Below are 26,847 nucleotides of genomic sequence, written 5' to 3'. Positions count from 1 at the left end.
GAGGGATGGGGCATGGGGCATGGGGCATGGGGCATGGGGCATGGGGCGAAGCGAAGCGGAGGGATGGGGCATGGGGCATGGGGCGAAGCGAAGCGGAGGGATGGGGCATGGGGCATTGGGCATTGGGCGAAGCGGAGGGATGGGGAATTGGGCATTGGGAATTGGGCATTGGGCATTTGTAATTTGTAATTTGTAATTTGTAATTTGTAATTTGTAATTTGTAATTTGTAATTTGTAATTTGTAATTTGTAATTTGTAATTTGTAATTTGTAATTTGTAATTTGTAATTTGTAATTGGGATATTCAATAGACCTCCTGCGAAAGTCCTCACCTAATCGACAGAACCGATAATTACCAGTATGTCTGGCCAATCTTTTATTATTAGTTAATAATGGCTGAAATGGCTACTGTTAAAGGATCGATAAAATACTTTCGCAGGAGGTCTAATGAAGGAGGAAGTTCCGCAATCAGCAGTGTACGGGATTTAATTGATTTAACGGATGGATGTTGAATTCAGAAGTCAGAAACAAGAAATCAGATTAATCCCCAATTCCCAATGCCCAATTCGCAATGCCCAATGCCCCATCCCTCCGCTTCGCTTCGCCCAATGACCTGTTTGGCTAATGCCCCATGCCCCATCCCTCCGCTTCGCTTCGCCCAATTCGCAATCCCCAATCCCCAATAACTATTGACTACTGATAACTTTGATAATTTTTTCACCAGGATTGAGGTCAAAAACCCGATCGCCCGGAGCATCCTTCCCCCAAAAAGCTATAGCATCAGTAGTCGATCGCAGCAGGCGGCCAGCGGTAGTAAAAAGTTTAACATCCGTACCCGGAACAGCCCGCAGCAATCCAACCAAAGCATCTTTAGGCTCTGCAAAGCGAAAAGCTTGAGTGCCGATTTCGCCGCGGTTAGTAAGCCTGACAGAACCCGCAGGCATTCGTTTCGCCCAACCCAACTCCGAAAATAGCACCAGACTGTCCTCCCGGTCGATCGTAATACAACCCACCAACTGTTCCTGCTTCCGCAACCTGGTGACTTGAGAACCCTGGGCGGTGCGGCCCATGGGCGGCAGTTGTTCGTCATCAACATCAAATCGGAGGACTCGGCCTCCCGAAGTTGCGACGACCACTTGGTCGCCAACTTTGCTGAGACTAGCATTTCGCAGTCGATCGTCCTCCTTGAGTTTAACAACAGTCACGCCGCGATTAGTCAGCTCAGCAAATTCCTGCATCGGCAAGCGCTTAATTTTGCCTTGTTGAGTCAGAGTTACTAAATCCGCAGCCTCCGAATTTTCCGGCAAAATAAAGTGTGCAACTGTGATTTCCGAGAAAGCACGACCTGCACTTTCTTTAGTAGCACTGGGCGACAACAAACTAACAATCGGCGTTCCCCGGTCTTTTTGGCTGCTACTAGGAATATCGGCGACTTTCAGCGGATAAGCTTTGCCGTTAGGAATTAAGACGACCAAAGTGCGATCGGTTTTTGTCAGGTTTGCCGTCACAATAAAATCTTCATTTTTTTCTAAAGCTGAAACCGATTTTTCGCGACTTTTCGAGCGCGGACGTTCCCCAGCCGACAAGCGTCTCACGTACTGCTTGTGCGAAAATTCAACAATAGTTTCCTCCGGCTCAATATCGGGCAATAGATTAGGAGAAATTATTGCCGGCAACAAAGGCTTCACACCAGCATTTTTCTTGCCAGCCGGTTGTGTTTCAGAAGTTCTCGCGCGTCCAATTCCATGAGCAAATTTAGTGCGGCGTTCGTCACCATGCTTGCGTTTTAGCGATCGCAATTCCTTCTTTAAGGCCTTCAAAAGTTCGCGCCTGTCGCTCAACAGCCGCTGCAATTCTTGAATATTCGCCGTCAACTCATCCAACTCAGACTGCAAATTTTCTCTTTCCAAACCAGTTAGCCGGCGCATCGGCATCGCCAAAATCGCATCAGATTGACTTTCGCTCAAATTGAGGCGAACTTGGAAAATTTGCTTAGCCGTAGAACCGTCAGGAGCATTTCTGAGAATGTCGATCGTAGTATCAAGATTTGTCAAAGCCAACATTAAGCCTTGGACAATGTGACAGCGACGTTCTGCCGCCTGCAACTCGTAATTGTAGCGCCGGGTGAGAGTCACCTCCCGGAAATCCAGAAATTCTTGCAACAATTGTCTGAGGGTCAACTGTCGGGGTTGACCGTTGACAATTGCCAGCAAAATCGCGCCAAAATTTGTTTGCAGGTCAGTTTGTTGGTAAAGACGAGCCAGCACCGCCTCTGGAGTAAATTCTCGTTTAAGTTCAATTACAACTCGAATGCCTTCGCGATCGCTCTCGTCACGCAAATCAGAAATACCGTCGAGGCGGCCGGCATTTACCAAGTCCGCCACCTTTTCAATCCAAGCCGCCTTATTTACCTGAAACGGAAACTCCGTCACGACGATCGCCGTTTTAGTTCGTACCTTGCGATTCCCAGGCACTTCTTCCACCCCAGCTATACCCCTGACCGCAATACTACCTCTACCCTTAGTGTAGGCGTCAAAAATGCCCTCTGTAGAGACGATTTCCCCTCCGGTCGGAAAATCTGGGCCCGGAATCAGTTCGATCAACTTTTCATCCGAGATCTCCGGATTTTCAATCAAAGCAATTAAACCGTCTACCACCTCGCCCAAATTGTGCGGCGGGATATTAGTAGCCATCCCGACAGCAATGCCAGTACAGCCGTTGAGCAAAAGAAAGGGCAACTGGGCAGGAAGCGCCGTCGGTTCCTGCTGGGAATTGTCAAAGTTACCAGTAAAATCAACAGTTGCATCGCCGACTTGGGTTAGCATGGCTTCGTGGGCGATCGATGCCAGTCTAGTTTCCGTGTAGCGCATCGCAGCAGCGGGGTCATTGTCCACCGAACCGAAATTGCCGTGACCCGCCAGCAAAGGATAGCGGCTCGAAAACTCCTGAACCATCCGCACCAGAGCATCGTAAACCGATTGGTCGCCGTGGGGGTGATATTTTCCCAAAACATCTCCAACTACCCGGGCGCACTTGCGGTAAGGTCGGTCTGGTGTCAAACCGAGTTCGTGCATCGCGTACAAAATTCGACGGTGCACAGGTTTTAAACCGTCGCGGACATCAGGCAAAGCTCGCCCGACGATCACACTCATGGCATATTCGAGGTACGATTGCTGCATCTCGGCGTGCAGAGGCGTAGAAATTACTTGCCCGGAAAGTAGGTTGAGTTGTTTAGCCATGAGTCCTTATGTCCGTTAATTCCTGAGTGAAGACAGCCCCTGTCAGTCCATAGATTTTAGATTTTAGATTGTAGACTTTAGATTTACTCCACAGATCAATCTCGGGGATTGAACTCTTAGTCTAAAATTTTGGGATCTCCACGACGATTGTGGGGACACGGTATCCGTTTGTGGGCGGGGTCGATCGCGATCGGGTTGCCTGTATCGAATGAAAAGCGTTTGCTGGTGCAGCGAACCAATAGTTCGACCAAACCGCCCAGCGGGAGGAGAAAAATAAATGTAACAGGTAAAAGCAGTGCCGAAGACTGGCAAGACTTGCCTCTTACTCTCCACTCTTACAGTGACGTACTCGACACTGATGCTATGCATACAGTGCGGGCTTCCCGTTTCATCCGCCGTTGCCTCTACTATCCGAAGATAGTGTTGGTCTTACACCGCGTCCAGAGGTTTTAGTCAATGAATCAATCAACACATTGCTACTGACTCTTTCGCTATCCCGTGATAGTGACCGGGCAGGCTCCCTGCGTCCCAAGGAGTTTAAGTTCTACTCGCACAATACACCATGGATTTACGGCAATTGCCAACGGGCTAGGCGTATTCCTTCCCCGAACTCTGGTCTTGCTGTGGCAAGCGTTTGACCGCTACTGTAGCCTGTCTGTTCGAGCAGTCGGGCGGGTCAACGACCATTGACAATATAGCGTGAAAACAATTCTCTGAGGGCATTTCAAGGTTTTCGACAATCCAGGAGGTTAACTGACTGTTTCCTCCATCTCCTGCGAGTCTGTTGGGCAACGCCCAATTCGTTCAGGGAGCGTCGTCAACAGCCCTGCTCTCATCCCGACGCTCATCTTTCAGATAGAGCGCGGGGCTTCCCGTGAGATAGCTAACGTCTATGTTGCCTACCTTTGCGCCTACCTGTCGATTTACCTCCGCCACCACGAGAAGGTTGATTCACAGTCAAGCTTTTCCTTATAATCGCTCACAAAGGCCGATCGTTCAGAATTCAGCCGGGTCAAATCTATCCGGGCGAACTCTCAAGCCTCTGACACCAGCTCGATAGCGGTCAAAACTGAGAATGGCGAATCCCCAACCATCCCCGCTATATTGGGTACTCCGATCCGAATGCGAAGGCCCGAGTAGGTCAATCAACATTGCTTGACTCTAAGAGCAAGAAAGAAAATAATTGTCAAGGCTCCGAGACTCCCATAGCAGTTACAAAAAGTAATGGAACTGCCCTCAACCTCAGTCCACCTTCATACCCCTATCCGAGCGATCTTCCCCAGTCTAAAATCTAAAATCTAAAATGGTACAAGTTGGAGTCCTGACCACAAGAGAGGATAAGCAGTAGCAATCCCGAAATTGTCTGCGATATTCGGGGGAGAGAGGGAGATTCTCGGTCGTCGGGGAGAAAATGTAACCGTGAAGGGGAATAGAGAATTCAAATATACAATTTAAATCGACAACAGGTTACTAAAAACTTGCTACCGGGGGATCGTGAGACGAGCGCCAGTGTCAGGTCTAGTTCTAAAAAACAACTAAACACTCTATCTAAGGTAGACAATTATTTGAAATATTCTAGTAGACTGTGGTAGATTGTAGTAATATCAATAGGTTCACCCTATTTTAGGTTAAAGCATTTCCGCATCTAAGCGCGGATGTATTGTAGCAGACTGACTGAAGAATATACATCTAAAACCTGTTCAAAGTATGGACATAACCACAAAAAGTTAGAAGGTAACCAACAGTTTGCCCTTCTTGCGGTCATGGCATCGGGCGTGATATAAATGGCACTTTTAGCCTTTTGTTAAAGGCTGTGACAGATCCGCGAAACAAAGGCGTAAGATTGCATCTTACAAAATTGTGCCATACACAGTAAAGGTTGATTTTCAGCTTCTACCGGGTTAAATGTATCTGTCTGTAGTAGTAGTCTAAATGATGGTAATGGATGCTTCTCGGCATCTGTACACCCTCCCACGGTAGTCACTCAACGAATATATGCGGGTTTTTCAGGGTTCCCGGCTGATGGCGCTAAAAACTCTGCATTTTTGACGGGGAATCTAATCCCCGTGCCGTGTTCCTCTTTGGACTAATGTCGCAAAGTTTCCATACTTCCCATATTTATTTATGAAAACCGTTCTGATTGTAGAGGACGATTTGGTTAATGCTCGAGTTTTTTCCAAAATACTTACTAAGCGGGGGGGCTTAGCTGTCAAGCACACGGAAAATGTTGAAGAGGTGATGCAGATTGCTGCGGCCGGCCAAGCTGATTTGATTTTAATGGACGTGTCTCTTTCGCGCAGCGTGTACCAGGGAAAATCTGTTGACGGCATTAAGATTACTCAACTGCTGAAAGCTGACCCGCAAACCGCCTCGCTGCCGATTATATTGGTGACGGCTCACGCGATGGCCGGTGATAGAGAAACTTTTCTGGATCAAAGCGGTGCCGACGGTTACATCTCTAAACCCGTAGTAGACCATCAAGAGTTTGTCGATCGGATCAAGGCTTTGCTCCCTGAGTAAGCGAATCATATTTGAAGCAGGAAGTTCAGCAACGGATTCGTCGGCTGTCGGATGTAACAACTGTAACGGAGGGAAGCCACGAAGTTTGTAGTTTAATACGCTTGGGTTAGCGGTCTTTTACCGAAAACTTGGCTTCTTCAGCCCCGTCCTTCTAGGACGGCTTTTATTTGATCGACTTTTTAAGAAAAGTCTTGATATTTCTTAAAGACCTAGTGTTCAATCTAACCTACGAATTCGTGCTTAAACCCACATCAGAACAAATAGTTATTTTCGCAGACTGGCTTGAATAATGCGAGCGTGTTTATAATACCATTTTGACAAAAGATTGCGACACAATAAATGTTGTGTTTGGTCGATCGTACCATTGTGGTCAGGTGCGGCTCTGTCAAATTGTCGATATATAGCTACGAATTTTTCGTGGATCCACAGCCTACAACTAATAATGTTGTATTAATTTGTTAAATTGGTATTATAAGGGAGAAATAATTTTAATTTTAGGTTGATTCAAAAAATTAAAATTTTTAATTTTCAAGTTTTATTGAATTCTGATTTATGCCTGCGGCTGAATATCTTCTGCGTTCTTTTTTCGGGCGATTTGATGTGCCGATCGCACTTTCGGCTGTGAATTTTTAATTTTAAGTTTTGAAAGCAAAAATTTAAGATTTTTCAACCAACCCCAATACGGTTTACTTAACACTTTTTATGCCCCGGAGATCCCCCTCGCATCCCCCTGGTTGTAGGGGGACTTAAGAGCTTTCTTGTCCCCCCCTTGGGAAGGGGGGTTAGGCAGGGCGGTTTTATTGTCGTCAGACAAATTAGGTATGTAGTTGCGATCTTTGCGCTCTTTCTTAATCTTATAACGCTCTTTCGTCACTCTCGTCATATAAAAACCTGGAACTTTTACACCGAGAGACTTTCCCCTTTTGAGCTTGAGGTATGGGTTCCTATCAGTTTGCGATCGCCAGATTGCCCATTGAGTATAAGTTTCATCAGTTGGCTGCAATTTTTATTTTTCTGGAGTGACAAAAGAGCGATAAAGAGCGCTCTTCGCGCAACTACGTACCTTGGCCGATCGCGCGAGCCGACCTTTGAGCGATACTTTTGGTAGTTTTATATCTCCTATCCTGACAATTAATCCACCCTGCTTGGGAAGGGGGGTTAGGGGGGATCTGCCTTATGTAAACCGTATTGCAACCAACCCTTGCGCCTGTTGGTTGGGAGGATCTCTCAAAAATTGCCGCGCAGTTCAGGATCGCTGGCTGCGCGGCAATCTATCTCAAAACACTCGTTTTACTCTTCGTCCTCGTCGAAGTCGTAACCGATATCATCATCATCATCGGCGATCGCACCTAAGGAATCATCATCAGTATCAGGGACAAAATCGTCCTCATCAACCTCAACTTCCTCAAAATCCTCATCGGATTCAATGTCAGAGGCGCGACCAACATCAAAAGGACTTTCGATCGTATACTTGCGACGGGCAGTGCGATCGTCCACAACATCCTCCTGCAAATCCTGGATGTCGTCGTCAAACACGGCACCGTCAAAACCGGCATCCTGAACGCTGGCATCCTCATAGGCATTGAAGCCGGTGCCGGCAGGAATCAGGCGGCCGATGATCACGTTTTCCTTGAGGCCGCGCAGCCAGTCGGATTTGCCTTCGATCGCAGCTTCGGTAAGCACCCTTGTGGTTTCTTGGAAGGAAGCAGCGGAAATAAAGCTGTCGGTATTCAGCGAAGCTTTGGTAATCCCCAACAGTACGGGAGTGTAATCTGCTGGCGCTCCGCCGGTAATCGACATTGCTTCGTTCACCTGTTCGACTTGGCGCAGTTCGACTAACTCGCCCGGGAGCATGGTGGTGTCGCCGCCATCCTCCATCCGCACTTTGTTGGTCATCTGGCGGACGATGACTTCGATGTGTTTGTCGGAAATATCCACGCCTTGAGACTGGTAAACCGATTGCACTTCGTTGACGAGGAAAGTCTGCACCTGCTGGAAACTCTCCAAAGCAGCCTCGAAGGTAGGCTGGCGCTCTTTGAGTACCTGGAAAAATACTTCCAGAATTTCGTGGGGGTTGGCGGGCCCGTCGGTTAAGGCTTCGGCGACGCCAACGCGCTGTCCGTCAGTGACGATCGGGTTTTGGCCGGGTAATAAAGGATATTGCTCGATCCGGCCGTCATCTTCTACTACTGCCAGTTCGATCATATCGTCGTCGTTAACTACCTGAGCCGTCCCTGGGCGCTTGGCTAAAATGCAAGCTTCCTTCGGTTTCCGGCCTTCGAGCAATTCCTCAATCCGCGGTAAACCTTGAATGATGTCCCCAGTTTTGGCTCGCTCGAACACCAGAATGACTAAGTTGTCGCCGCGTTGCACCAAGTCGCCATCGTCTACGTGGAGCACCGCACCCCCGGAAACCCGGTAAGGACGGGCTACTCGCAAAACTATTTTGGCTTGTTCTCCGCTATCGGAGGCTGGTATAACTTTCACGACTTGGCCGGACTCTTCCAGAATGACTCCCGGCGCTACTTCGGTACCGGCTACGAGTAATTGACCGGGGCTAACTTCCGGCGTACCCGCTACTGAAACTGTCACAGAATCGGCATCCCGCATGACTAACAACCGGCGGATGGGTTCGCCCTGCCCTTCGCGGATGCCCCGGACGATCCCCGCTTCTTTGCAGAGAATCTCGGTGCGGGCGACTACTGCGCTGGGGGCGATCGACTGTCCATCCTCTACCAGCAGCCTGGTGTGGGTGCTGCCTTGGGTCGGATCGGCCGATACGTCCCGCCGAATTACCAGCGATTCCAAAATTACCAACTGCAAGCGGAAAATCCGAGAAGGTGCTGGGACTTCCTCGCCTTCAACCAGAGCCAGTTCTTGCGACTCCACGGCCGCTTCGTCGCCACCCCACGCCGGGCCGGAACCGTCAGCACCAAAAGCCAAAGCGTCCCCCTCATCGGGCAAAAGTTCGATATCCGCTGCCAGTTGCGGCGCCCCGGAACCGATTTCTAAGATGAGCTGAGTCCGCAGCAGTTCCAGTCCTTCGACTGATTTGACGCGCTCTCCGTCTTTGTAGGGGAGGCGCTGGACTGCTTTGAGGGCGATCGACTCATTGAGCGCTGTTTGAGAAGGTACGGGCGGTTTGTCGGGTACGGGGAACTCGACGACGGGGCGCAGCAGCAATGCCGGCCCTTCGGGGGTTTCGATGTATTCGGCATAGCCGAGTTCTTCGGCAACCAAGCCGGGGAAGATTTCTTGACCGGCGCTGACTATTTGACCTTCGCCCAATGTGAGCGGCGGGCGATCGACCGAGTGCAGCGTCCCGGGCTTGATCACAATTTCCCGGAGGATGTCGTTTTTCTGAGTAACTTCTACCGCACCGCTGGTTTGGCAGAAAATATCTTTGACAACTTCGGTACCGGCTTCGACGTACTGGCCGTCTTCTACCAACAGCAGGGAGATGTCTTTGTTGACTTCGTGGCATTCTTCGGGAATCCACAGCAGGGTGCCGCCCTTGACCACTTCGTAGCCGAGTTTGGCTTTGCCGCGCTTGTGGACTTCGACACCGGCGTATTTGACGATGCCTCCGGTGGCGGTGCGGTAGCTGTCGTCGAGCAATTCTGCCACGACTTCACCGTTGATGACTTTGCTTCCTGGTGCTGTTTTCAGCGAAAACCGTTGCTTGGAAGCGGTTTCGATGATGTAGTGGTCGCGGCCGCCCGCACTTTCTGCCCGGACGATCGCTTGGTCTAACAGCACTTGAGCGGTGATGATTTCGATTTCTCGCTCGTCAGCGATGCGGACTACGCCGCCGTGTTCGGAGATCAGTTTGGTTTCGGCGATGACGCTGTTGGCTGCGATGCGATCGCCATTTTTGACGGCAGGTTCAGCACCCGGGAGCAAGTTGTAGACTTCGCCGGAAAGAATCCAAATCAGCCCGCCCCTGCTGGCGGTGCGGGTGGTATTGCCTTGACGGTCGGTTTTTTCTTCCGGTACCAAATCGGCAAACTTAGCTTCGCCGGCCAAGTCGGATGCTACGTCCGTCGTGACTTTTTCCGTGGTTTTGCGGGCAGCGCGTCCGACGATCGGCACTTCTGCCAAAACTTGACCGGGGATGGCGCGCTGTCCGTCTTTGACCATCAGAGTCGAACCTTGGACGATCGCGAATTCTACTTTCAGTTTCTGATTTTTGGCGCCGGATTTGCCTTCTTCGTAGCCGTCGCCCTCGAATACAAGTTTGCCGTTGTTTTCGGCGACGAGGGCTTCTTCACCGTGTCTGGTACGGAAGGCGCGGGTGCGTAAGTTCTTGAACTTGGCGGTACCGGGAAATGGTGCCCGTTCTTGTTTTGCAACTTCTCCAGTAAATACGCCGCCCGTGTGGAAGGTACGCATGGTGAGTTGGGTTCCCGGTTCCCCGATCGACTGGGCGGCAATAATCCCGATCGCTTCTCCCATATCCACCATTTGCAAGTGGGCGAGACTCCAACCGTAGCAGCACTGGCAAACCGAACGGGTGGCTTCGCAAGTTAGGGGCGATCGTAAATAAACTTCTGGCACTCCGGATTTACCGATTTCCCCTGCCAGCTCCTCAGTAATCGGCTGGTTGCGGACGGCTCTTTCCTTCTCAAAAGTCACGATTTCTTTGGTTTTGGGATTGACCACATCTCGGGCCAACACCCGCCCCAGAAGCCGATCTTTCAGGGGAATCAGCACAGTAGCACCGTCAGTCATCGGCCGCACGCGAATCCCGCGCTGGGTGCCGCAGTCTACTTCCCGCACGATGACATCTTGGGATACATCCACTAACCGACGAGTCAGGTAGCCCGAGTCGGCGGTGCGGAGGGCCGTATCTACTAAGCCTTTGCGCGCTCCGTAGGAGGAAATGATGTACTCGGTAACGGTGAGTCCTTCCCGGAAGTTGGTTTTAATTGGCAAGTCGATGATTTCGCCTTGGGGGTCTGCCATCAATCCACGCATTCCGACGAGTTGCCGTACTTGGGAGATGTTCCCCCGGGCGCCGGAGAAGGCCATCATGTACACCGAGTTGAGCGGGTCTGTGGCTCGGAAGTTTTTGACTACTTCGTCTTTGAGGTCTTCCGAGGTGCTGTTCCAGGTATCGATTACTTTTTGGAAGCGTTCGACTTCTGTGATTTCGCCTCTGGTATATTTCTGTTCGGTGATTCTGATTTCTTCTTCGGCTGCTTCGAGCAGTTGTCGTTTGATTGGCGGTACTTGCAAGTCGTCTACGCTAATCGAAACTCCGGCTCTGGTCGCAAACCGAAAACCCAAGTCTTTGAGTTTGTCGGCCATTTGCGCCGTGCGGGCCGTTCCATAGTTCATGAATGACCAAGAGATTAATTTTTTGAGCTGACCTTTGTCAACAACTCGATTGCGAAAAACAATTTCCTTCTTTTCTGTCATTTTTCTGTTGTTAGTAATTTAGTCATTAGTTCTGTCCGCGCTCGCGAACGTTATTAGTCATGAGTCATTTGTCATTGGTCATCAGTCATTGGTAATTAATAAAATTTCAGCAGCCTAATATCGATATTTAGGGTGCGCCTCGTGTGCGTCGGCACTAAGTCGCACCTCATTTTTTTCGTCTTTCGGACTTGCCAATCACCAATCACCAAGAATAATGAGTTTAAAGCCTCCTCCTTCGAGGGGGAAATAAAACAAAATTATTCACTGTTTGAATCCTCTGACTTATAGGTAGAGGTCGCTCTACCACGGTCAACTGTCAACTGTCAATTGTCAACTGTCAACTGTTGAACATCTTTCTAATTGTTAATTACCGATTCGATCGTTTGGTGATAAATAATCCTGCCCGGAGTAGTCCGAATAAACTGATTGATCCTCTTACCCTCTGCATCTTCCCGAACGCGGCGGAACTTGTATTCTTTCGTCACAGTACCGTCAGTCGATCGATCGACCTTCAGCGGTTCACCTTCGGGTTCCGTGTTTTCGATCGCGCCTTGAAACCTCACCCACACGTAGGAGTGCAAGTCCACGATTCCTTGTTCGTAAGCGACAACCGCATCATTAAGATTAGAGAAGTAGTGACCTGCTCCTTTTTGACCGTTAGGATTGTCGGCTGTCAAGTAATAGCAACCGAGCACCATATCTTGAGAAGGAGTGACGATCGGTCTTCCGGTTGCCGGCGACATAATGTTATTAGAAGCCAGCATCAGCAAGCGCGCTTCAGCCTGAGATTCCAGAGACAAAGGAACGTGTACCGCCATTTGGTCGCCATCAAAGTCAGCGTTAAAAGCCGGACAGACTAGCGGGTGAAGCTGAATCGCCCTCCCGTCCACCAAAATCGGCTCAAAAGCTTGAATCCCCAAACGGTGAAGTGTAGGAGCCCGGTTCAGCATGACGGGGTGTCCTTCAATCACTTCTTGCAGCACGTCCCAAACGCTAGGATCGTTGCGTTGAATCAGTTTTTTGGCTGCTTTGATGTTGTTGACCAATCCTTGACGGATCAGGCGGTGGATGACAAAGGGCTGGAAAAGCTCGATCGCCATTTCCCTCGGCAAACCGCACTGATGAATCTTCAGTTTCGGCCCCACCACAATTACCGAACGTCCAGAGTAGTCAACCCGTTTACCCAGCAAGTTTTGCCGGAAACGACCTTGTTTCCCTTCAATAATGTCGGAAAGCGACTTCAGCGGACGGTTGTTTGCGCCCACCACAGTCCGGCCCCGGCGACCGTTATCAATTAGCGCATCCACAGCTTCTTGTAACATCCGCTTTTCGTTGCGAATGATAATTTCCGGTGCCAAAATTTCTTGCAATCTGGCTAAGCGATTGTTGCGGTTAATAACTCTGCGATAAAGGTCATTGAGGTCACTGGTTGCAAAGCGTCCACCGTCTAGCTGTACCATCGGCCGCAAGTCTGGGGGAATCACCGGGATCACATTGAGTACCATCCAATCGGGATGAGAACCCGTAGCAATAAAGTTGTCAATTACCCGCAAACGCTTAATTAACTTCGCGCGTTTTTGACCTTTAGCATTAGCAATATCTTCCCGCAGCTTTTCCGCTTCGCTTTCTAGCGGAATATTTTGCAGCAAAACTTGCAAAGCTTCCGCACCAATGCCTACTTCTACGCCTGTCAGCGTGGAATCTTCGCTGTAAAGTTCATCTTCTATTTCCAGCCAAGCATCTTCAGTGAGCAATTGCTTGTATTGAAGCTTTTCCGCATTACCAGCATTCAGCACAACATAGGCATTGAAATAGACAATTTGTTCGACATCTCGGAGGGGCATATCTAACAGAATTGCCATGTAACTGGGGATGCCTTTGAGATACCAAACGTGAGCCACTGGAGCTGCTAATTTGATAAATCCCATGCGGTGGCGGCGGACGCGAGATTCAGTAACTTCAACACCGCATCTCTCGCAAACAATGCCTCTATGACGGACTCTTTTGTACTTACCACAATGACATTCCCAATCTTTTGCAGGCCCAAAAATGCGCTCGCAAAACAATCCGTCCATTTCCGGTTTTAATGTACGGTAATTAATTGTTTCTGGTTTGATAATTTCGCCAGTTAGCTGACCATTGGGTAAAGTTCTTTCTCCCCATTGTCGAATTCTTTCTGGTGAAGCTAACCCAATCTTTACGTAATCAAATCGTTGTTCTATCTTAGCCATTCTTGACTCCAATCGATGGATTTACTTGAAATTATTTGCTGTAATTTATCTGTTTTGATTGATTCTTTGGCAATTAAATCAATGTCAGACTCCTTTATATGTGACATTATTTTTAATGTCATAAATGACACTTGTCGATACTGCAAATTCCAGAGCAATTTTAGCAATGGATTCTCCAGCTTTAACTCGTTCTCGCACATCCTGTGCTTGAGCAAAAGTCAGCTTGCGATCGAGATATCCACCCATGCGAGGAATCGGAACCTCTTCGCCTTCTTCCTTCCAAGTCAGGTGATACTTAATATTGTGTATAGTTATCGGATTTACGCCGTATGCTTCAGCTAGATCCTTCATTCTCTCTCCTGCTGCTAGTTTTTGCCGGATTTCTCGGACTTTTTCCCAGTCCGATCGCTAGAAATCGTTTTATTGGAGTGATCCGGAGTCAATGCGAGCAAATTAAAGCTCATAGCCATAGCCGTCACTCCTATGTACGAAGACTACATTGCTCATGGTTGAGAGACTTATTCTCGCGCCATCGAGCAAAACCTCAAACCCTTTTGGAGTCGGTGTTTTAACTCTTGCCGTATAAGTTCCAGCTTGAGCTTTTTTCCGGTCTTTGCCAATAGTAAACTTGACTACATCACCTGCTATAATGTGAGTGAAAACAGTTTTAGCATTTTTTACTGCCGGAAATCCAGAAGCATTAACTCGAATGGATTGGCGGCTGCCATGACCTTTGCAGGTAATCAATAAAGGTCGAGCGGTTCTAACTTGAATGCTTGCCCCAGACTCGCCAACACAAGCAGCATCAAGGCTGTGAGTTTTTTCAAGACCTTGACGCACTCGATTCATTTTGGTTCTTGCACCTGAGGAGCATTTCACATTCTGGCAAATAGATTTAGCCATTTTCACAATTGCGTATCTGGTTGAATTGACCGCAGCAGCATCTTTTAAAGGTTTCGTGGCATTCTCTAGAACTTGCTTCAAAATGTCAGGCGATTTTGCCAAGAAATCGCGAACGTCCAAGTTACCTTTTTTGACATTACAGACATGACAAGCTAGAGTTAGATTTCCAATGCGATTGCTCCCTCCTTTCGATTTAGGTTGAATGTGCTCAACTTCTAGAGGTACGTTTTCTGTGCCACAGTAAGCGCATTTTCTACCCCACTTTTGCAACAAGTATTCACGCACTTCGTATCCTTGTAATTCACCTTGCTGGTATTCAACTCCATCTATCTCTGGGTTAGCTAACTTTTGCATATCAAACCGAACTTGTTCAATTTCGATGCAGGCAATTGGACAATACCGCATAAAGCGTTTAATCCAAGTTTCAACTGTTAGCACTCTGTGTCGAATTGATGGAGCTAACCAACCCTCTGGCTTGGCACGATTAAAACGTTTCTTGCGATAGCGTAAATTGCGCGAACGTCTTCCACGTCTAAACCCTGCTCGTTTAACTAAATCTAACTTGATTGATTCTCCTCGGTGATTTAGTTCGGCTCGAAACAAAATATCATTACCACATTGAATGGCAAACCCCGTCCACTGACTACCTGGGTCAATCTTGAGGATGTATTCCTTTGTTTGGAGACTTTCGATTGTTTTTTGCTGGATTGCGACATAAGGAAATCTGCGAAAACTGGCAAGCTTCCCACGATTTTGTAATTCTCGACATCTGCCGGGGTGAATCATATCTAACGGTTGCTTATCTCCGTTGAGCTGAAATACCCAGTTCTGTTGTTTGGTTGGTTGCATTTCTGCTTCGCCTTTCGGGTGATGTTTGCTTTGAAAATGCTCCTGAGACTTGTTACTGGCAATAGTGTTTCACCTTTAGAAACTAGGCAATGTTCTATTTGCCAAACCGCTTAGAACTAGCGAATCCTATTGGGGTTTTGACCTCAGGTAGCGTAGATCTCAAGGATCTTATTCTGGCGTAGCAGGGTTTTTATCCCTGGGGTAAACCGGAAACTCCGATTTACTCCATTTCTTTGCTACTCTAATTTGGCATTGGAAAGGGGATGACTTTTTCCTTGGGTGCGTCCTTTTTTGGAAGCATCGAATAAATTCTGAGTGCGAGTACCAGCCCAGAGGTGTTCTGGATTAATACAACTGGGAGTATCGCAAGTATGACAAGCATCCATATAGGTGGGAAGTTCATATCCTAATTTCTCTGCTAAAACAGCACGAGTAACTGAATTTGATTTCCCATTTTCAAAGTACCTGCCATAGCCTGAACCGTCTTTTGCACCTTGGAAAATTATGCAGCCGTTGTCTTTAATTTCTCCTAAAAAGCGTGGGGAAACTGTGGTGAAGTTATCGGGGATATTTGCCTGAAGTATCTTAGCAATAGTTTCATATTGTACCCCGTACTCTTTTACTAGGCGGTTCTTGGCTGTTCCAGATAAATATTTAGTCTGAATTTCCCGCAATTGTTGGATGGACAATTTACCACTTCCCGGAATACTTTTGCGTCTGGGGGTTTTACGATCGCGCTCCATCATCTGCCCGGTATTCTCAGCAGGAGATCCAGCTACCAGATGTTCCGGGTTGATGCAGCTTCGATTGTCGCAGGTGTGGCAAGCCAAATAACCGGAATCGAGGAATCCTGTTATTTTCGATTCGAGGACTAATCGGTGAACTAATACCGTTTTGCCATCGATCCACTTGCGCCCGTAACCGTTGCCAAACTTACTGCCTTGCCAATTAATACAGCCTGTCTCCCGATCGAATTCTCCTTCAATTCCAGGGATAACTGTTACAATAATCATGTCAGCGCATCTCCTTAGTTAGAGCGTTGATTCGCCTCAACAGTGGTACGAACACTGTTGAGGCATTTTCATTTGAGAGTATCGATTAAAGATTTTAGATTGAATGTTGCCAAAAAATCTAAAATCTTTAATTCCTAATCCTCGTCGAGTTCGTCGCGAGAAAGCGATTCGTAAGTAGGCCTGGAGGGCGATCGCCGCCCGCCAGCATCTGCCATCAAATCCACTTCTACGTGCTCGCTGCCTTCGTCGTTCGTATTCACCTTGTGCACGGCAATGTCCAAGCACAAAGACTGCAACTCTCGCATCAGCACTTTGAAGGATTCCGGCGTACCGGGGCGGGGAATGGCTTTGCCTTTGACGATCGCATTCAAAGCCTCATTTCTACCCTGCATATCATCCGACTTGACAGTCAGCAACTCTTGCAAAGTATAAGCTGCGCCGAACGCTTCGAGCGCCCAAACTTCCATTTCTCCGAACCGCTGACCCCCCTGCTGCGCTTTGCCGCCCAAAGGCTGCTGCGTTACCAGCGAGTAAGGCCCCGTGCTCCGGGCGTGGATTTTGTCGTCTACCAAGTGGACGAGTTTGAGCATATAGGCGATGCCGACTGTCACCGGGCGATCGAACGGTTCGCCGGTGCGGCCGTCGTAAACTATAGTTTTGCCTGGGTGTTTTTCGTTAAATACCCAAGGTTTGCCAGTTTTTTCCCGCGCCTCCTCTAATTTGCCGTGAACGGTTTCCCGCGACTTTTCAGCCCCGTGCATTTCGTCAAACGGCACCATCTTGAACCGCATCGACAAATTTTCGCCGGCCCAGCCCAGCAAGCACTCGAAAATCTGACCTACATTCATCCGCGACGGTACGCCCAACGGGTTGAGTACGATGTCAACCGGGGTGCCGTCGGGCAGGTAGGGCATATCTTCCATCGGCAGAATCCGGGAGACGATACCTTTGTTACCGTGGCGGCCGGCCATTTTGTCGCCGACTTGAATCTTGCGTTTTTGGGCTACGTAAACGCGGACAACCATGTTGGCGCCGGGGGGCAGTTCGTCGCCCTGTTCCCGGGTAAAAACCCGCACGTCTACGACGCGGCCTTTTTCGCCGTTAGGGACGCGCAGGGAGTTGTCGCGCACGTCTCGGGCTTTTTCGCCGAAGATTGCTCTGAGCAGTTTTTCTTCGGGGGGTTGGTCGGATTCGCCTTTGGGGGTGACTTTGCCGACTAGAATGTCGCTGGCTTCTACCCAAGCACCTTTGCGGATGATGCCCTGTTCGTCTAGCTGGCGCAGCGCGTCTTCGCCGACGTTGGGAATTTCTCGGGTGATTTCTTCGGGGCCGAGTTTGGTTTGGCGGGCTTCGATTTCGTATTTCTCGATGTGAATCGAGGTGTATACGTCTTCGTACACCAAACGCTCGCTAATGAGCATAGCGTCTTCGTAGTTGTATCCCTCCCAGGGCATATAAGCTACGAGGATGTTGTGTCCCAGGGCGAGTTCGGCGCCTTCGGTGGAGGAACCGTCGGCGAGCACTTGACCGGCTACGACGCGATCGCCCTCATAGATCAAAGGACGCTGGTTTAAACAGGTATCCTGGTTCGATCGCTGATATTTTTGCAGTTCGTGTTCGATGCAGCCGGCATATTTTTGCTTCCACACCGAGGGCTGTTTGGTTTTGAGCTCGTCGTATTCGCGAATCATGAAATGTTCTTCGCTGGAATTCGACTCGGCATCTATCGCCAGGGGCTTGACAATAATCCGGGTAGCGTCGATGTAAATTACTTCGCCGTTGACCTTAGAAACTACTACCATCCCGGAATCTCGGGCGGCTTGAGCTTCCAAGCCCGTACCCACGAGAGGACGTTCTGGTTTCAGTAGCGGCACAGCTTGCCGCTGCATATTCGAGCCCATCAGAGCTCGGTTGGCGTCGTCGTGTTCCAAGAACGGGATCAGGGAGGTGGCGACGGAAACGATTTGCACTGGAGAAATCGCCATGTAGTCCACCTGCATCGGGGTGGTGGTGGTGAATTCTTGGCGGTAACGCACGGCTACGGTTTCGCCCAAGAGGTTGTTGTTTTCGTCGAGGCTGATGTCTCCGGGGGCGACGCGCAAGTCGTCTTCTTCATCGGCTGTCATGTAAACCGGGGCTTTGTCCCGCAGTACCTGTCCTTTTTCGACTGGGTAAAATGGGGTTTCGATAAAGCCGTAGGGGTTGACGCGGGCGTGGGTTGCCAAAGAACCGATGAGTCCGGCGTTAGGGCCTTCTGGTGTTTCAATGGGGCAAATCCGGCCGTAGTGAGACGGGTGAATGTCCCGCACTGCGAAACCTGCGCGTTCGCGAGTTAAGCCTCCTGGGCCGAGGGCGGACAGCCGGCGTTTGTGGGTCAGTTCTGCTAAAGGATTGGTTTGATCCATGAACTGAGATAGCTGCGAGGAACCGAAGAATTCCTTAATGGCGGCTACCAGCGGTTTCGGGTTAACTAGGGAAGCAGGGCTGAGGGCGTCGGCATCGGAAACGGTCATCCGTTCGCGGATAATCCGTTCTAGGCGGTTCAATCCGACGCGCACTTGGTTTTGCAACAGTTCGCCGACACTGCGGACGCGACGGTTGCCTAAGTGGTCGATGTCATCGGTAGAACCGATGTCGAATTCGAGGTTGATCAAATAGTCGATCGCCGTCAAGATATCTTGGGATGTCAGTACCCGCATCGTATCGGGGACTGTCAACCGCAGTTTTTTGTTGAGTTTGTAGCGGCCTACCCGGCCCAAATCGTAGCGTTTGGGGTCGAAAAAGCGCGAATTGAGGAGTTGTTCGCCGCCCGCGACGGTGGGGGGTTCGCCCGGACGCAGCTTGCGGTAGAGCTCCATCAAAGCTTCTTCTTCGCCGAATTGTCCTTCTTTCTCGATCGTCTTTTGGAAGTATTCGGGGTGGCGCAAAGAATCGTAAATTTCGCCGTCTGTCAAGCCTAGGGCTTTGAGCAGCACTTGAGCTGACAGCTTGCGGGTTTTGTCAATTCTCACCCAGACGAGATCGTTTTTGTCCGTCTCAAACTTGAGCCACGCGCCGCGGTTGGGAATCAGACTGGCGTTGTAGGAACGGCGGCCGTTTTTGTCGGTTTCTGATTTGTAGTATACCCCGGGCGATCGGACGATTTGGTTGACGATGACTCGTTCCGCACCGTTAATAATGAAAGTGCCGCGTTCGGTCATCAACGGCAAATCGCCGATGAAGACTTCTTGCTCTTTGATTTCGCCTGTTTCTTTGTTAATCAAGCGGGTGGGGACATACATTTGCACCGAGTAGGTGCTGTCCCGGCGCTTAGCTTCGTCTACGTCGTATTTCGGGCGCTTGAGTTTGAAGTCTTTACCGATGAAGTGGAGTTCCAGCTTTCCCGTGTAGTCTGTAATCGGGGAGAAGCTGTCTAGTTCTTCAATCAGTCCGGCTTCTAGGAACCAGCGAAAACTTGCCCGCTGGATTTCGATCAAGTCGGGCAAGGTGAAGGCGAATTCTGTGTAATCTTTAGTCGTCATGGGTGTCCTTTTTCCGCAGTGGCTCTAGCTTTTTACATGGCGCCAAGGCTTGGCGTTTTTACCTTGTTGCGTTTTTTTGATGGATTGTGTGAGAGAATTTATATGATGTTTTCGATCGCCTACCAACTGCTGCAACGGTTATTTTTATTGGTTGCTCGCATTATTTTTGTGCGGGTTCTGCCTGCGATCGAGATTCTTTTAGATCCGATCTCTTGGTACTCCAGGGTAAATCCCTTACACATTTGACTCCTAAAATTGACTTTACAGCTATTGCCAAATTGCTGAGGTTCCAAGTTGCTTGTAATGTGTAAAATTGAGTGTAAGTTTGAGGTATTGCTTGACGTTTTTGTCTGTCCGGAAGGTTGGCGCGCCCTCGCCCAAGCTAGCAGTTCGGCGACTGCGACGGCTCCCAGAGCAAGCGATCGCCCGATCGGTCGGTTCTTTTTATTATTATAGGACGCAAATCCGATCGCACTACGCCAACTCCCAAAGAATCTGAGATTAAGGATGAATCCGGTTTTTGGATCGGGATATAGATGGGATTTTTCCTATCTTTTGCCCCGAACTCCACCTGTTTTCCTCGTTTCTCTATGCGCTAGTAGCTAAAGTGACAACCCGAATAGCTGACAGGCATTTTCGGTTGTCTGCTGGGACAAAGTTAACAGAGAAACTCCTCTCAATTTAGCAACTTGCTCGGCTACGTAGTAGACATAGGCTGGTTCGTTGCGTTTTCCCCGCTGGGGTACGGGCGCGAGAAAAGGGCAATCTGTCTCGACTAGGATGCGATCGCTATTTACCATACAAGCTGATTCTTGTATTTGCAAGGCTTTTTTAAAGGTGACAGTGCCGCTAAAACTAATGTAGAAACCCAAGTCTAAAAACCACTGGGTTTCTTCTGGCGTGCCCCCCCAGCAGTGCATCACCCCGCGCACCGGGCCGCGTCTTTCCCAAAAATTCCGCAGCATTTCGGCCATCGGGGCGGCGGCATCGCGACAGTGGATAATGACTGGTTTGTCAAGTTCCTGAGCAATTTCAAGCTGTGCCTCAAACACTTTAAACTGGTGTTCGCGATCGTCAGCCTTAAAAAAGTCTAGTCCTGTTTCGCCGATCGCCACTACCCGAGAGTCAGAACTTGCTAATTCCCTAATCAAGCTTGCAGTTTCGTCTTTCCACTTGGCGGCATCTAGGGGATGAAGCCCCACCGCAAAAGAGACTTCTGCAAACTGATTGGCAATTGCTTGAATTCCAGCAAACTCTTCGGGTTCTACACAAGAATGAACCAATCGAACCACACCAGCTTCCCGCCAGCGTTCTCGAATGGCTTCTAAATCCGACTTGAAAGTCTGAAAGTTGATATGAACGTGAGTATCGATGAGCTGCATGGGCGAATGGGAGAGTGAGAGAGTGAGAGAGTGGGGGAGTGCGAGAGTGGGGGAGGGGGAGAGGGGGAGAGGGGGAGAGGGGAAAAATCTTTTCTCTTCCTTACTTCCTCCTACTTTTTTCCTTCTTCCGACTTCCATCCTTTACATCCGTTACAAAGTCCGTTGCCGAACTTCTTCCTTCTACCGACTTCCATCGGACTTCCATCCTTTACATCCGTTACATCCGTTACAAAATCCGTTGCCGAACTTCCTTCTTCTGTCTTAGGATGCTACTTGTGTTTCGTGTGGCTTGAGGGTTCTTGCCAAGCGGGACTTTTTGCGAGCGCCGTTGTTACGGTGCAATACACCTTTTTTCACAGCTTTGTCTATTTTGCTATAGGCCTCAGACATCCGCTGCTGGACTTCTTGCATTAATTCTGGTGTCGGAGATGCGGCGTATTTATCGACGGCTGCAAAATACTTTTTCATCAAAGTTTTTACCGCTGACTTGTACGACTTGTTGTACAAGCGGTTGCGCTCGGCGATTTTGACTCGTTTGACGGCGGACTTAATATTTGCCATAGTTCAGTTTGTGGAAGTAGGTATTGATTGATACATCATGGTCTCAAGATAGTCTCAAGACACGGAGATTTTGAGGGACAATCTTTTCGGGTGGGAGCCGCAAAAAGCTTGATTTTTTTTAAAGCTGAGTCAGCCATGAGCCGATCGATCGGATTCAAGCTGAGCCTGGGGCTACTTTTTCAAGGGCGATCGCGCAATAATTTTTAATTGACTCATTTAACTGCCCTTTTTTTACCTCTGACGATACCCAAAGGTATGACAAGGGTGCGATCGAGGCGTCTTGCGGGGTTTCCACCGTCACGAGTTAAAGTCACGGTTTATTGCGCGCAATTTTCAAGTATACAATAACTTGGCGTTTTTTTATAAAAAATTATCAGGTGTCGAAAAAACTAATATAGCATCGATTCGGCTCAAAATCCCATTCCCTGAAAAATCCAAGTTAAGCTATAACAAAGAGTACGGGTTATTTGGGCTTCGTCGAAGGAAGAAGGAAGAGGGAAGAAGGAAGAGGGAAGAGGGAAGAGGGAAGAAGGGAAGAGGGAAGAAGGGAAGAGGGAAGAAGGGAAGAGGGAAGATTTTTTCCTTCTCCCCCTCCCCCGCTCTCCCTCTCCCCCTCTCTTCCCCTCCCCCCTCTCCCTCTCTCCCTCTCCCTCCCTCTGTGCACCCGGTGCTCTGACCCAAAAACGAGCCTCCCGTACCCCTGGCTTCAGACACGGGGATAAGTCGGCGGCGGTTTCAACCGCCTTGAGTATTTGATATAATTCAAGTAGCAAGTAAGAATAACCATCTGCGTGTTGAAACAACCTAGTGCGGTGAAATCCCGGCAACGGACATATCCGACTTGATTCGGAATAGTTAAAGGGCAAACAAAAGGCAGGTTGTTGAGCGTACCGTATCTTTGGCATTAGTGATGGACTCCGAAAACATAAAAAAGCTAAAAGTATACGCAAAGTTTGGATTTGTCTAAGCTGAGTGGGTAGAGGCGCTTTGATTTCGCCTTTGAAAGTTCAAATACGAACTCTTCAAGAATCTCCGTCCCTTTAGGGCTGGGGAGTATCAAAGGCAATTCCTCAAGGAAGGTTGTGACTTGTCGTCAGTTTGGCAAAAAAATCCTCGACAGAGATTTAAACGCTGCACTGACGATGGGAAACGAAGCCTTTGAAACAGCCGCGAGACTCGCGGTTTAAGCTTGTGGACTGGTGGTGGCTGACTTATCCAGGAGATAGTCACAAAAATCCCCAATTGTCAAGCAAATCAAGCGTGAATTATTGACGGCATTCCTAATCTCCATGCTGCGAATTATTACTCAGTGGGTTGAGGCGCAAGCTGAACTGCGACGAATCTGCGATCGCACCCACGACGAACTTGTTATTCACAAAGAAGCCACCGTGCGCGAGGTGCTGCAAGCTGTAAGACGCAAAGGCGATCAGGCTGTGCTGCAATATACTGCTGAATTTGACCGCATGACCCTAAATGCGGCGGATTTGCGCGTGAGTGGCGCCGAATTGGATGCTGCTTATCAGCAAATATCGAAAGAATTATTAAATGCCATCCGGTTGGCTTGCAAACAGGTAGAAGCGTTTCACCGACAGCGCGTCCCCAAGTCTTGGGTGCAGTTTGGTGATGACGAGGTTGTTTTGGGCAAGCGCTACACGCCAGTCGATCGCGCGGGAATTTATATTCCTGGCGGTCAGGCCTCCTATCCCAGCTCAGTAATCATGAATGCGGTGCCTGCGAAGGTCGCCAAGGTTCCGAAACTGGTGATGTGTACTCCCCCCGGACAGGAGAAGAAAATGAATCCTGCGGTGCTGGTAGCGGCTCAGGAGGCGGGAGTTGATGAGATTTATCGGGTGGGTGGGGCCCAGGCGATCGCAGCTTTGGCCTACGGTACAGAAACTATTCCGAAGGTGGATTTAATTACTGGGCCGGGGAATATTTACGTCACGCTGGCGAAAAAACTGGTTTATGGGACTGTCGGCATCGATTCTCTGGCGGGCCCGTCAGAAGTGTTGATTATCGCTGATGGTAAGGCTAATCCCGTCCACGTGGCTGCGGATATGCTGGCTCAAGCTGAACACGATTCGATGGCCTCGGCGATTCTGCTGACAGCGGATTCGGTGCTGGCGAGAAAAGTCGTGGCTGAGGTAGACAAACAATTGGCAAATCACCCGCGCCGAACTTTGACGGAAAAGGCGATCGCAAATTACGGTTTAGTCGTAGTGGTTGAGTCTCTGAAGGCGGCGGCGGAACTCTCTAACGAGTTTGCTCCCGAACACTTGGAATTGCAAGTGGCAGATCCCTGGGCTTTGCTAGACCAAATTCGGCACGCTGGGGCAATTTTCTTGGGCTATTCCACACCGGAAGCTGTGGGAGATTATTTGGCTGGCCCGAATCACACTTTGCCGACTTCAGGAGCTCCGCGCTATGCGTCGCCGCTTTGTGTGGAAACTTTTATGAAGCATTCGAGTTTGATTGACTATTCGCCGACTGCGTTGAAAAAGGTGGCTAAGGCGATTAATGTTTTGGCCGAAGCTGAGGGTTTGCCTTCTCACGCTGATTCGGTGCGGCTGCGGACTGAAAATGAGGGGGATGATGAGTTTTAGATGGTAGATTTGAAGTTGGCGATCGATATTTACGCACTTCGGGCTTAAGAAACCCGGTTTCTTTCAATAAGCTGTTGCACATTTAAATTGTATATTCGGGACGCTACTCGGAGCAACGTCCCACAAGAGTGTTTAAGTGATTTTTGACATACAATTTAAATGTAGAACAGCTTATCTTGCTTAAATTACCAAAAAGAATTGCTTAAAAGCCTCTCGCTTGTAAGGAGAAATTAAAACCAGACGATTCATTACTCCAATTCTCTTCCTTTCTGGTAGAATTCGCTGTCAACTGTCAACTGTCAACTGTCAACTGAATGACGCAATTATGTTAAGAAACCGGGTTGCTGTGTAGTTAATGATGCTGTTGGTGGGAAGCGCTAAATTGGGGAAAGTAGGCGACTATCAATCAGAAGTTTAAAGTCTAATATCTGAGATTTAAAGGTGCATTATATTGAATACTGTTTTGGTGGCGATCGACAATTCTGAGTTTGCAGCACAGGTTTTGCAAGCTGTGGGGCAGTTTAAACTAGAACCGACGGCGAAGGTGATTTTAGTTCATGTTGTGAGTTCTGGTACGTTGGATTTTGATGCGGTGGTCGATCGACCTCACCCTCAGGGAAATGAGATTGCTTACCGAGAAGTAGAGAAGTTGTTGCAATCTTATCAGGAAATGTTGCCTTGCCAGAGTGAGTTGGAGATTGTTGCGGGGGAACCAGCCGAGGAGATTTTGCGTTTGGCGAATATTTATAAAGCGGATTTAATTGCGATCGGCTGTCGCGGTTTGACTGGTTTGAAGCGGATTTTGGAGGGTTCGGTGAGTGCTGAGGTTGTGGCTGAGGCTCCTTGTTCGGTGTTGGTTGTGCGGGCTAGGTAAGGGGAATTGAACCGCAGGGATGGACAGGCGAGACGCTTGTTTTACATGGGAAGAAGGTATGCGCGATCGCATTGTTATGGCTATAACCAGTCAAGTTAGCAGTAGCCCGAAAGTCGGTGATATCATCATCGCAGATTGGCGATCGGCAGGTCTTCTAAAAGCTTCTATGATTAAGCCAGTTATTACGACAATTGAGAAGCAACTGATACTGAAAAAACTGGGAAGGCTTCAAGATGTAGATATGCAATCTCTGAAATATGGATTGATTGGAATTATAGGTGATAATTGAGCGATCGCCCTCCTCATCCGGCGGGCAATCGCTTTTTTGATGAATTATTTGCAATCGCCTTCCCGCTTCTCTAAAAAATATCCACTATAGCTTAGCATTCGGGTTAGATCGAATATTCTGCTGTTGCTGAATCTGCCTCTCTGCTAAATCTGTTTGCCAAAAAAATCTTTGTTTTTCAAAGTTATAAACTACGGGAATAGCAACAACTAATGCCAGTAAGAACCCGGCAGTGTGAAGAATTCGGTCATATTGTTCTTTGGTCATATTTTTTACCAATGAGATCTATTTGAACGATCGAGTTTAAAGAATCGGTTTCCTGGGGCATAAATTAGCTGCTGGCATGATTCTGTTATCACACACAAATTGAGGAATAAAAATCCCACCAACAACGAGAATTCCTAAGCTGACTAAACCTATTAACAATTTTTTTATGTGTGGTGAATTGAGCCAAGGCAAACCCGGAGGAGCGGAAACAATTGTCGGCAATGTTGAGGATGCTACTAGAGGCTGAATCGCGCTTAAAGCTTCATCGGCTGACTGGTAGCGCTGTTGCCATTGGTATCGCACCATTTTATCTAAAATGTCTGCTAATTTTGGACTGACTGATACTCGTTCCCTCCACATAACTTCTAGGGTATTCGGATCTTTTGGCAACTGGTTAGGAAATACCCCCGTCAGTGCTTGGATAGCCGTCATTCCGACTGCATAGATATCGCTGCACGATTTGGGATACCCATTTTCTTGTTCGCTGGGCATATATCCCTCAGTGCCAATAACAACTGTCGGCGGTTGTCCTTGAGAATATTGTAGTTTGCTGCCGATTTCTTTGACTGCCCCAAAATCAATCAAGACAATCCTACCATCAACATCGCGCCGCATTAGATTAGAGGGCTTGATATCGCGGTGGATGATATTTTGTTGATGGACAAATCGCAATACTTCTAAAATATCATACAACAATTGAATGACTTGACTTTCACTGAACCGCACTCCCTGCGCTCCCGTTTGTTGAGAGGGGTTAAATTCGTGACTCAAATCATGTCCCGCAATCAACTCTTGGACGAGATAGAATTCTTGATTTTCCTCGAAGTGGGCGAATAGCTGCGGAATGCGATCGTGGCTACCTAACTTGTATAGAATTTTGGACTCTCTGTCAAACAAGCCTTTGGCGGTTTGCAGGAATGATGGTTCATTGGACTGGGGCTTGAATCTCTTGACTACACGCGGGGGCTTGTCGGGTAGATGTTCGTCCCGTGCTAAGTACGTCTCGCCAAATCCACCTTGACCCAATAAGCTGATTATGTAGTAATGTCCGCCAATAATCATTTTGTTGTGATAATATTTTTTTATAATTATCACACACTCGGATCGGATTCGGCGTACTTCTCTAAACCGTCGGGGAAGCAGCTTCATTAAAACTCAATAACTGCAATATAAGGTAA

General features: G+C 48.6%; 20 protein-coding genes and 1 pseudogene. 9 read left to right on the top strand and 12 right to left on the bottom strand.

Translation table 11 applies throughout. The features are described 5' to 3' along the window. Window positions 1–182, top strand: a pseudogene (locus tag QZ918_RS23165) (hypothetical protein); the annotation flags it as partial. A gap of 503 nt (window positions 183–685) precedes the next feature. Here the strand turns inward: QZ918_RS23165 and QZ918_RS23160 are convergent. Then, a complete protein-coding gene (locus tag QZ918_RS23160; RefSeq protein ID WP_293338738.1) occupies window positions 686–3,238 on the bottom strand; it encodes a DNA gyrase/topoisomerase IV subunit A in 2,553 nt (850 codons plus the stop codon). Between the two features lie 129 nt (window positions 3,239–3,367). Between QZ918_RS23160 and QZ918_RS23155 the strand changes: the two genes are divergently transcribed. Next, entirely contained in the window at window positions 3,368–3,691 is a 324-nt protein-coding gene (locus QZ918_RS23155; RefSeq protein WP_293153462.1) for a hypothetical protein, read from the top strand. Window positions 3,692–3,826: 135 nt separating this feature from the next. On the opposite strand, the gene QZ918_RS23150 is transcribed toward QZ918_RS23155, so the two are convergent. Then, window positions 3,827–4,030, bottom strand: a complete 204-nt coding sequence (locus QZ918_RS23150; protein ID WP_293147232.1) for a hypothetical protein — start codon at window positions 4,028–4,030, stop codon at window positions 3,827–3,829. Between the two features lie 1,332 nt (window positions 4,031–5,362). On the opposite strand from QZ918_RS23150, the gene QZ918_RS23145 reads away from it, so the two are divergent. Continuing rightward, complete coding sequence (locus QZ918_RS23145; protein WP_293153459.1) at window positions 5,363–5,758, top strand: response regulator; 396 nt, start codon at window positions 5,363–5,365, stop codon at window positions 5,756–5,758. Between the two features lie 1,290 nt (window positions 5,759–7,048). Here the strand turns inward: QZ918_RS23145 and QZ918_RS23140 are convergent. From QZ918_RS23140 to rpoB, 6 genes are all read right to left on the bottom strand, one after another. Continuing rightward, complete coding sequence (locus tag QZ918_RS23140) at window positions 7,049–11,179, bottom strand: DNA-directed RNA polymerase subunit beta'' (RefSeq protein WP_293338736.1); 4,131 nt, start codon at window positions 11,177–11,179, stop codon at window positions 7,049–7,051. A gap of 356 nt (window positions 11,180–11,535) precedes the next feature. Beyond that, a complete protein-coding gene (locus QZ918_RS23135; RefSeq protein ID WP_293338734.1) occupies window positions 11,536–13,410 on the bottom strand; it encodes a DNA-directed RNA polymerase subunit gamma in 1,875 nt (624 codons plus the stop codon). Between the two features lie 84 nt (window positions 13,411–13,494). Then, complete coding sequence (locus QZ918_RS23130) at window positions 13,495–13,761, bottom strand: helix-turn-helix domain-containing protein (RefSeq protein ID WP_293338732.1); 267 nt, start codon at window positions 13,759–13,761, stop codon at window positions 13,495–13,497. A gap of 102 nt (window positions 13,762–13,863) precedes the next feature. Beyond that, entirely contained in the window at window positions 13,864–15,162 is a 1,299-nt protein-coding gene (gene iscB / locus QZ918_RS23125) for an RNA-guided endonuclease IscB (RefSeq protein ID WP_293338730.1), read from the bottom strand. A 236-nt stretch (window positions 15,163–15,398) separates the two neighbouring features. Continuing rightward, window positions 15,399–16,175, bottom strand: a complete 777-nt coding sequence (locus QZ918_RS23120) for an HNH endonuclease signature motif containing protein (protein WP_293338728.1) — start codon at window positions 16,173–16,175, stop codon at window positions 15,399–15,401. A 134-nt stretch (window positions 16,176–16,309) separates the two neighbouring features. Continuing rightward, the gene (rpoB, locus tag QZ918_RS23115; protein ID WP_293338726.1) at window positions 16,310–19,696 is read right to left on the bottom strand and encodes a DNA-directed RNA polymerase subunit beta; all 3,387 of its coding nucleotides are present in this window, start codon (window positions 19,694–19,696) and stop codon (window positions 16,310–16,312) included. Between the two features lie 102 nt (window positions 19,697–19,798). Here rpoB and QZ918_RS23110 point away from each other — a divergent pair, with 102 nt between their 5' ends. After that, window positions 19,799–19,942, top strand: coding sequence for a hypothetical protein (locus QZ918_RS23110; RefSeq protein ID WP_293338724.1), 144 nt, complete (start codon window positions 19,799–19,801; stop codon window positions 19,940–19,942). A 57-nt stretch (window positions 19,943–19,999) separates the two neighbouring features. Continuing rightward, window positions 20,000–20,152, top strand: coding sequence for a hypothetical protein (locus QZ918_RS23105; RefSeq protein WP_293338722.1), 153 nt, complete (start codon window positions 20,000–20,002; stop codon window positions 20,150–20,152). A 146-nt stretch (window positions 20,153–20,298) separates the two neighbouring features. On the opposite strand, the gene QZ918_RS23100 is transcribed toward QZ918_RS23105, so the two are convergent. Next, window positions 20,299–21,078: a TatD family hydrolase gene (locus QZ918_RS23100; RefSeq protein WP_293338720.1), complete on the bottom strand. Its 780-nt coding sequence runs from the start codon at window positions 21,076–21,078 to the stop codon at window positions 20,299–20,301. A 261-nt stretch (window positions 21,079–21,339) separates the two neighbouring features. Continuing rightward, window positions 21,340–21,639 carry a 30S ribosomal protein S20 gene (gene rpsT, locus QZ918_RS23095; RefSeq protein WP_293153433.1) on the bottom strand — a complete coding sequence of 100 codons (300 nt, stop codon included), beginning with the start codon at window positions 21,637–21,639 and terminating at the stop codon, window positions 21,340–21,342. A gap of 349 nt (window positions 21,640–21,988) precedes the next feature. On the opposite strand from rpsT, the gene QZ918_RS23090 reads away from it, so the two are divergent. From QZ918_RS23090 to QZ918_RS23075, 4 genes are all read left to right on the top strand, one after another. Next, window positions 21,989–22,315: a hypothetical protein gene (locus QZ918_RS23090; RefSeq protein WP_293338718.1), complete on the top strand. Its 327-nt coding sequence runs from the start codon at window positions 21,989–21,991 to the stop codon at window positions 22,313–22,315. 613 nt (window positions 22,316–22,928) lie between these two features. Beyond that, window positions 22,929–24,242, top strand: a complete 1,314-nt coding sequence (gene hisD / locus QZ918_RS23085) for a histidinol dehydrogenase (RefSeq protein ID WP_293338716.1) — start codon at window positions 22,929–22,931, stop codon at window positions 24,240–24,242. Window positions 24,243–24,690: 448 nt separating this feature from the next. After that, window positions 24,691–25,116, top strand: a complete 426-nt coding sequence (locus tag QZ918_RS23080) for a universal stress protein (RefSeq protein ID WP_293338742.1) — start codon at window positions 24,691–24,693, stop codon at window positions 25,114–25,116. 19 nt (window positions 25,117–25,135) lie between these two features. Then, window positions 25,136–25,405: a putative type II toxin-antitoxin system PemK/MazF family toxin gene (locus QZ918_RS23075; RefSeq protein WP_293338714.1), complete on the top strand. Its 270-nt coding sequence runs from the start codon at window positions 25,136–25,138 to the stop codon at window positions 25,403–25,405. Between the two features lie 84 nt (window positions 25,406–25,489). Here the strand turns inward: QZ918_RS23075 and QZ918_RS23070 are convergent, their stop codons facing one another. Both QZ918_RS23070 and QZ918_RS23065 read right to left on the bottom strand, forming a co-directional pair. Then, complete coding sequence (locus QZ918_RS23070; protein ID WP_293338712.1) at window positions 25,490–25,669, bottom strand: hypothetical protein; 180 nt, start codon at window positions 25,667–25,669, stop codon at window positions 25,490–25,492. 36 nt (window positions 25,670–25,705) lie between these two features. Further along, window positions 25,706–26,731 (bottom strand): serine/threonine-protein kinase, encoded by a 1,026-nt coding sequence (locus QZ918_RS23065; protein WP_293338710.1) that lies wholly within the window; start codon window positions 26,729–26,731, stop codon window positions 25,706–25,708. Between the last annotated feature and the right edge of the window lie 116 nt (window positions 26,732–26,847).

Origin of the sequence: Microcoleus sp. CAWBG58, from assembly GCF_020883045.1 — a bacterium.
Lineage (GTDB): Bacteria > Cyanobacteriota > Cyanobacteriia > Cyanobacteriales > Microcoleaceae > Microcoleus.
This window is presented reverse-complemented; position numbering and strand designations above follow the sequence as displayed.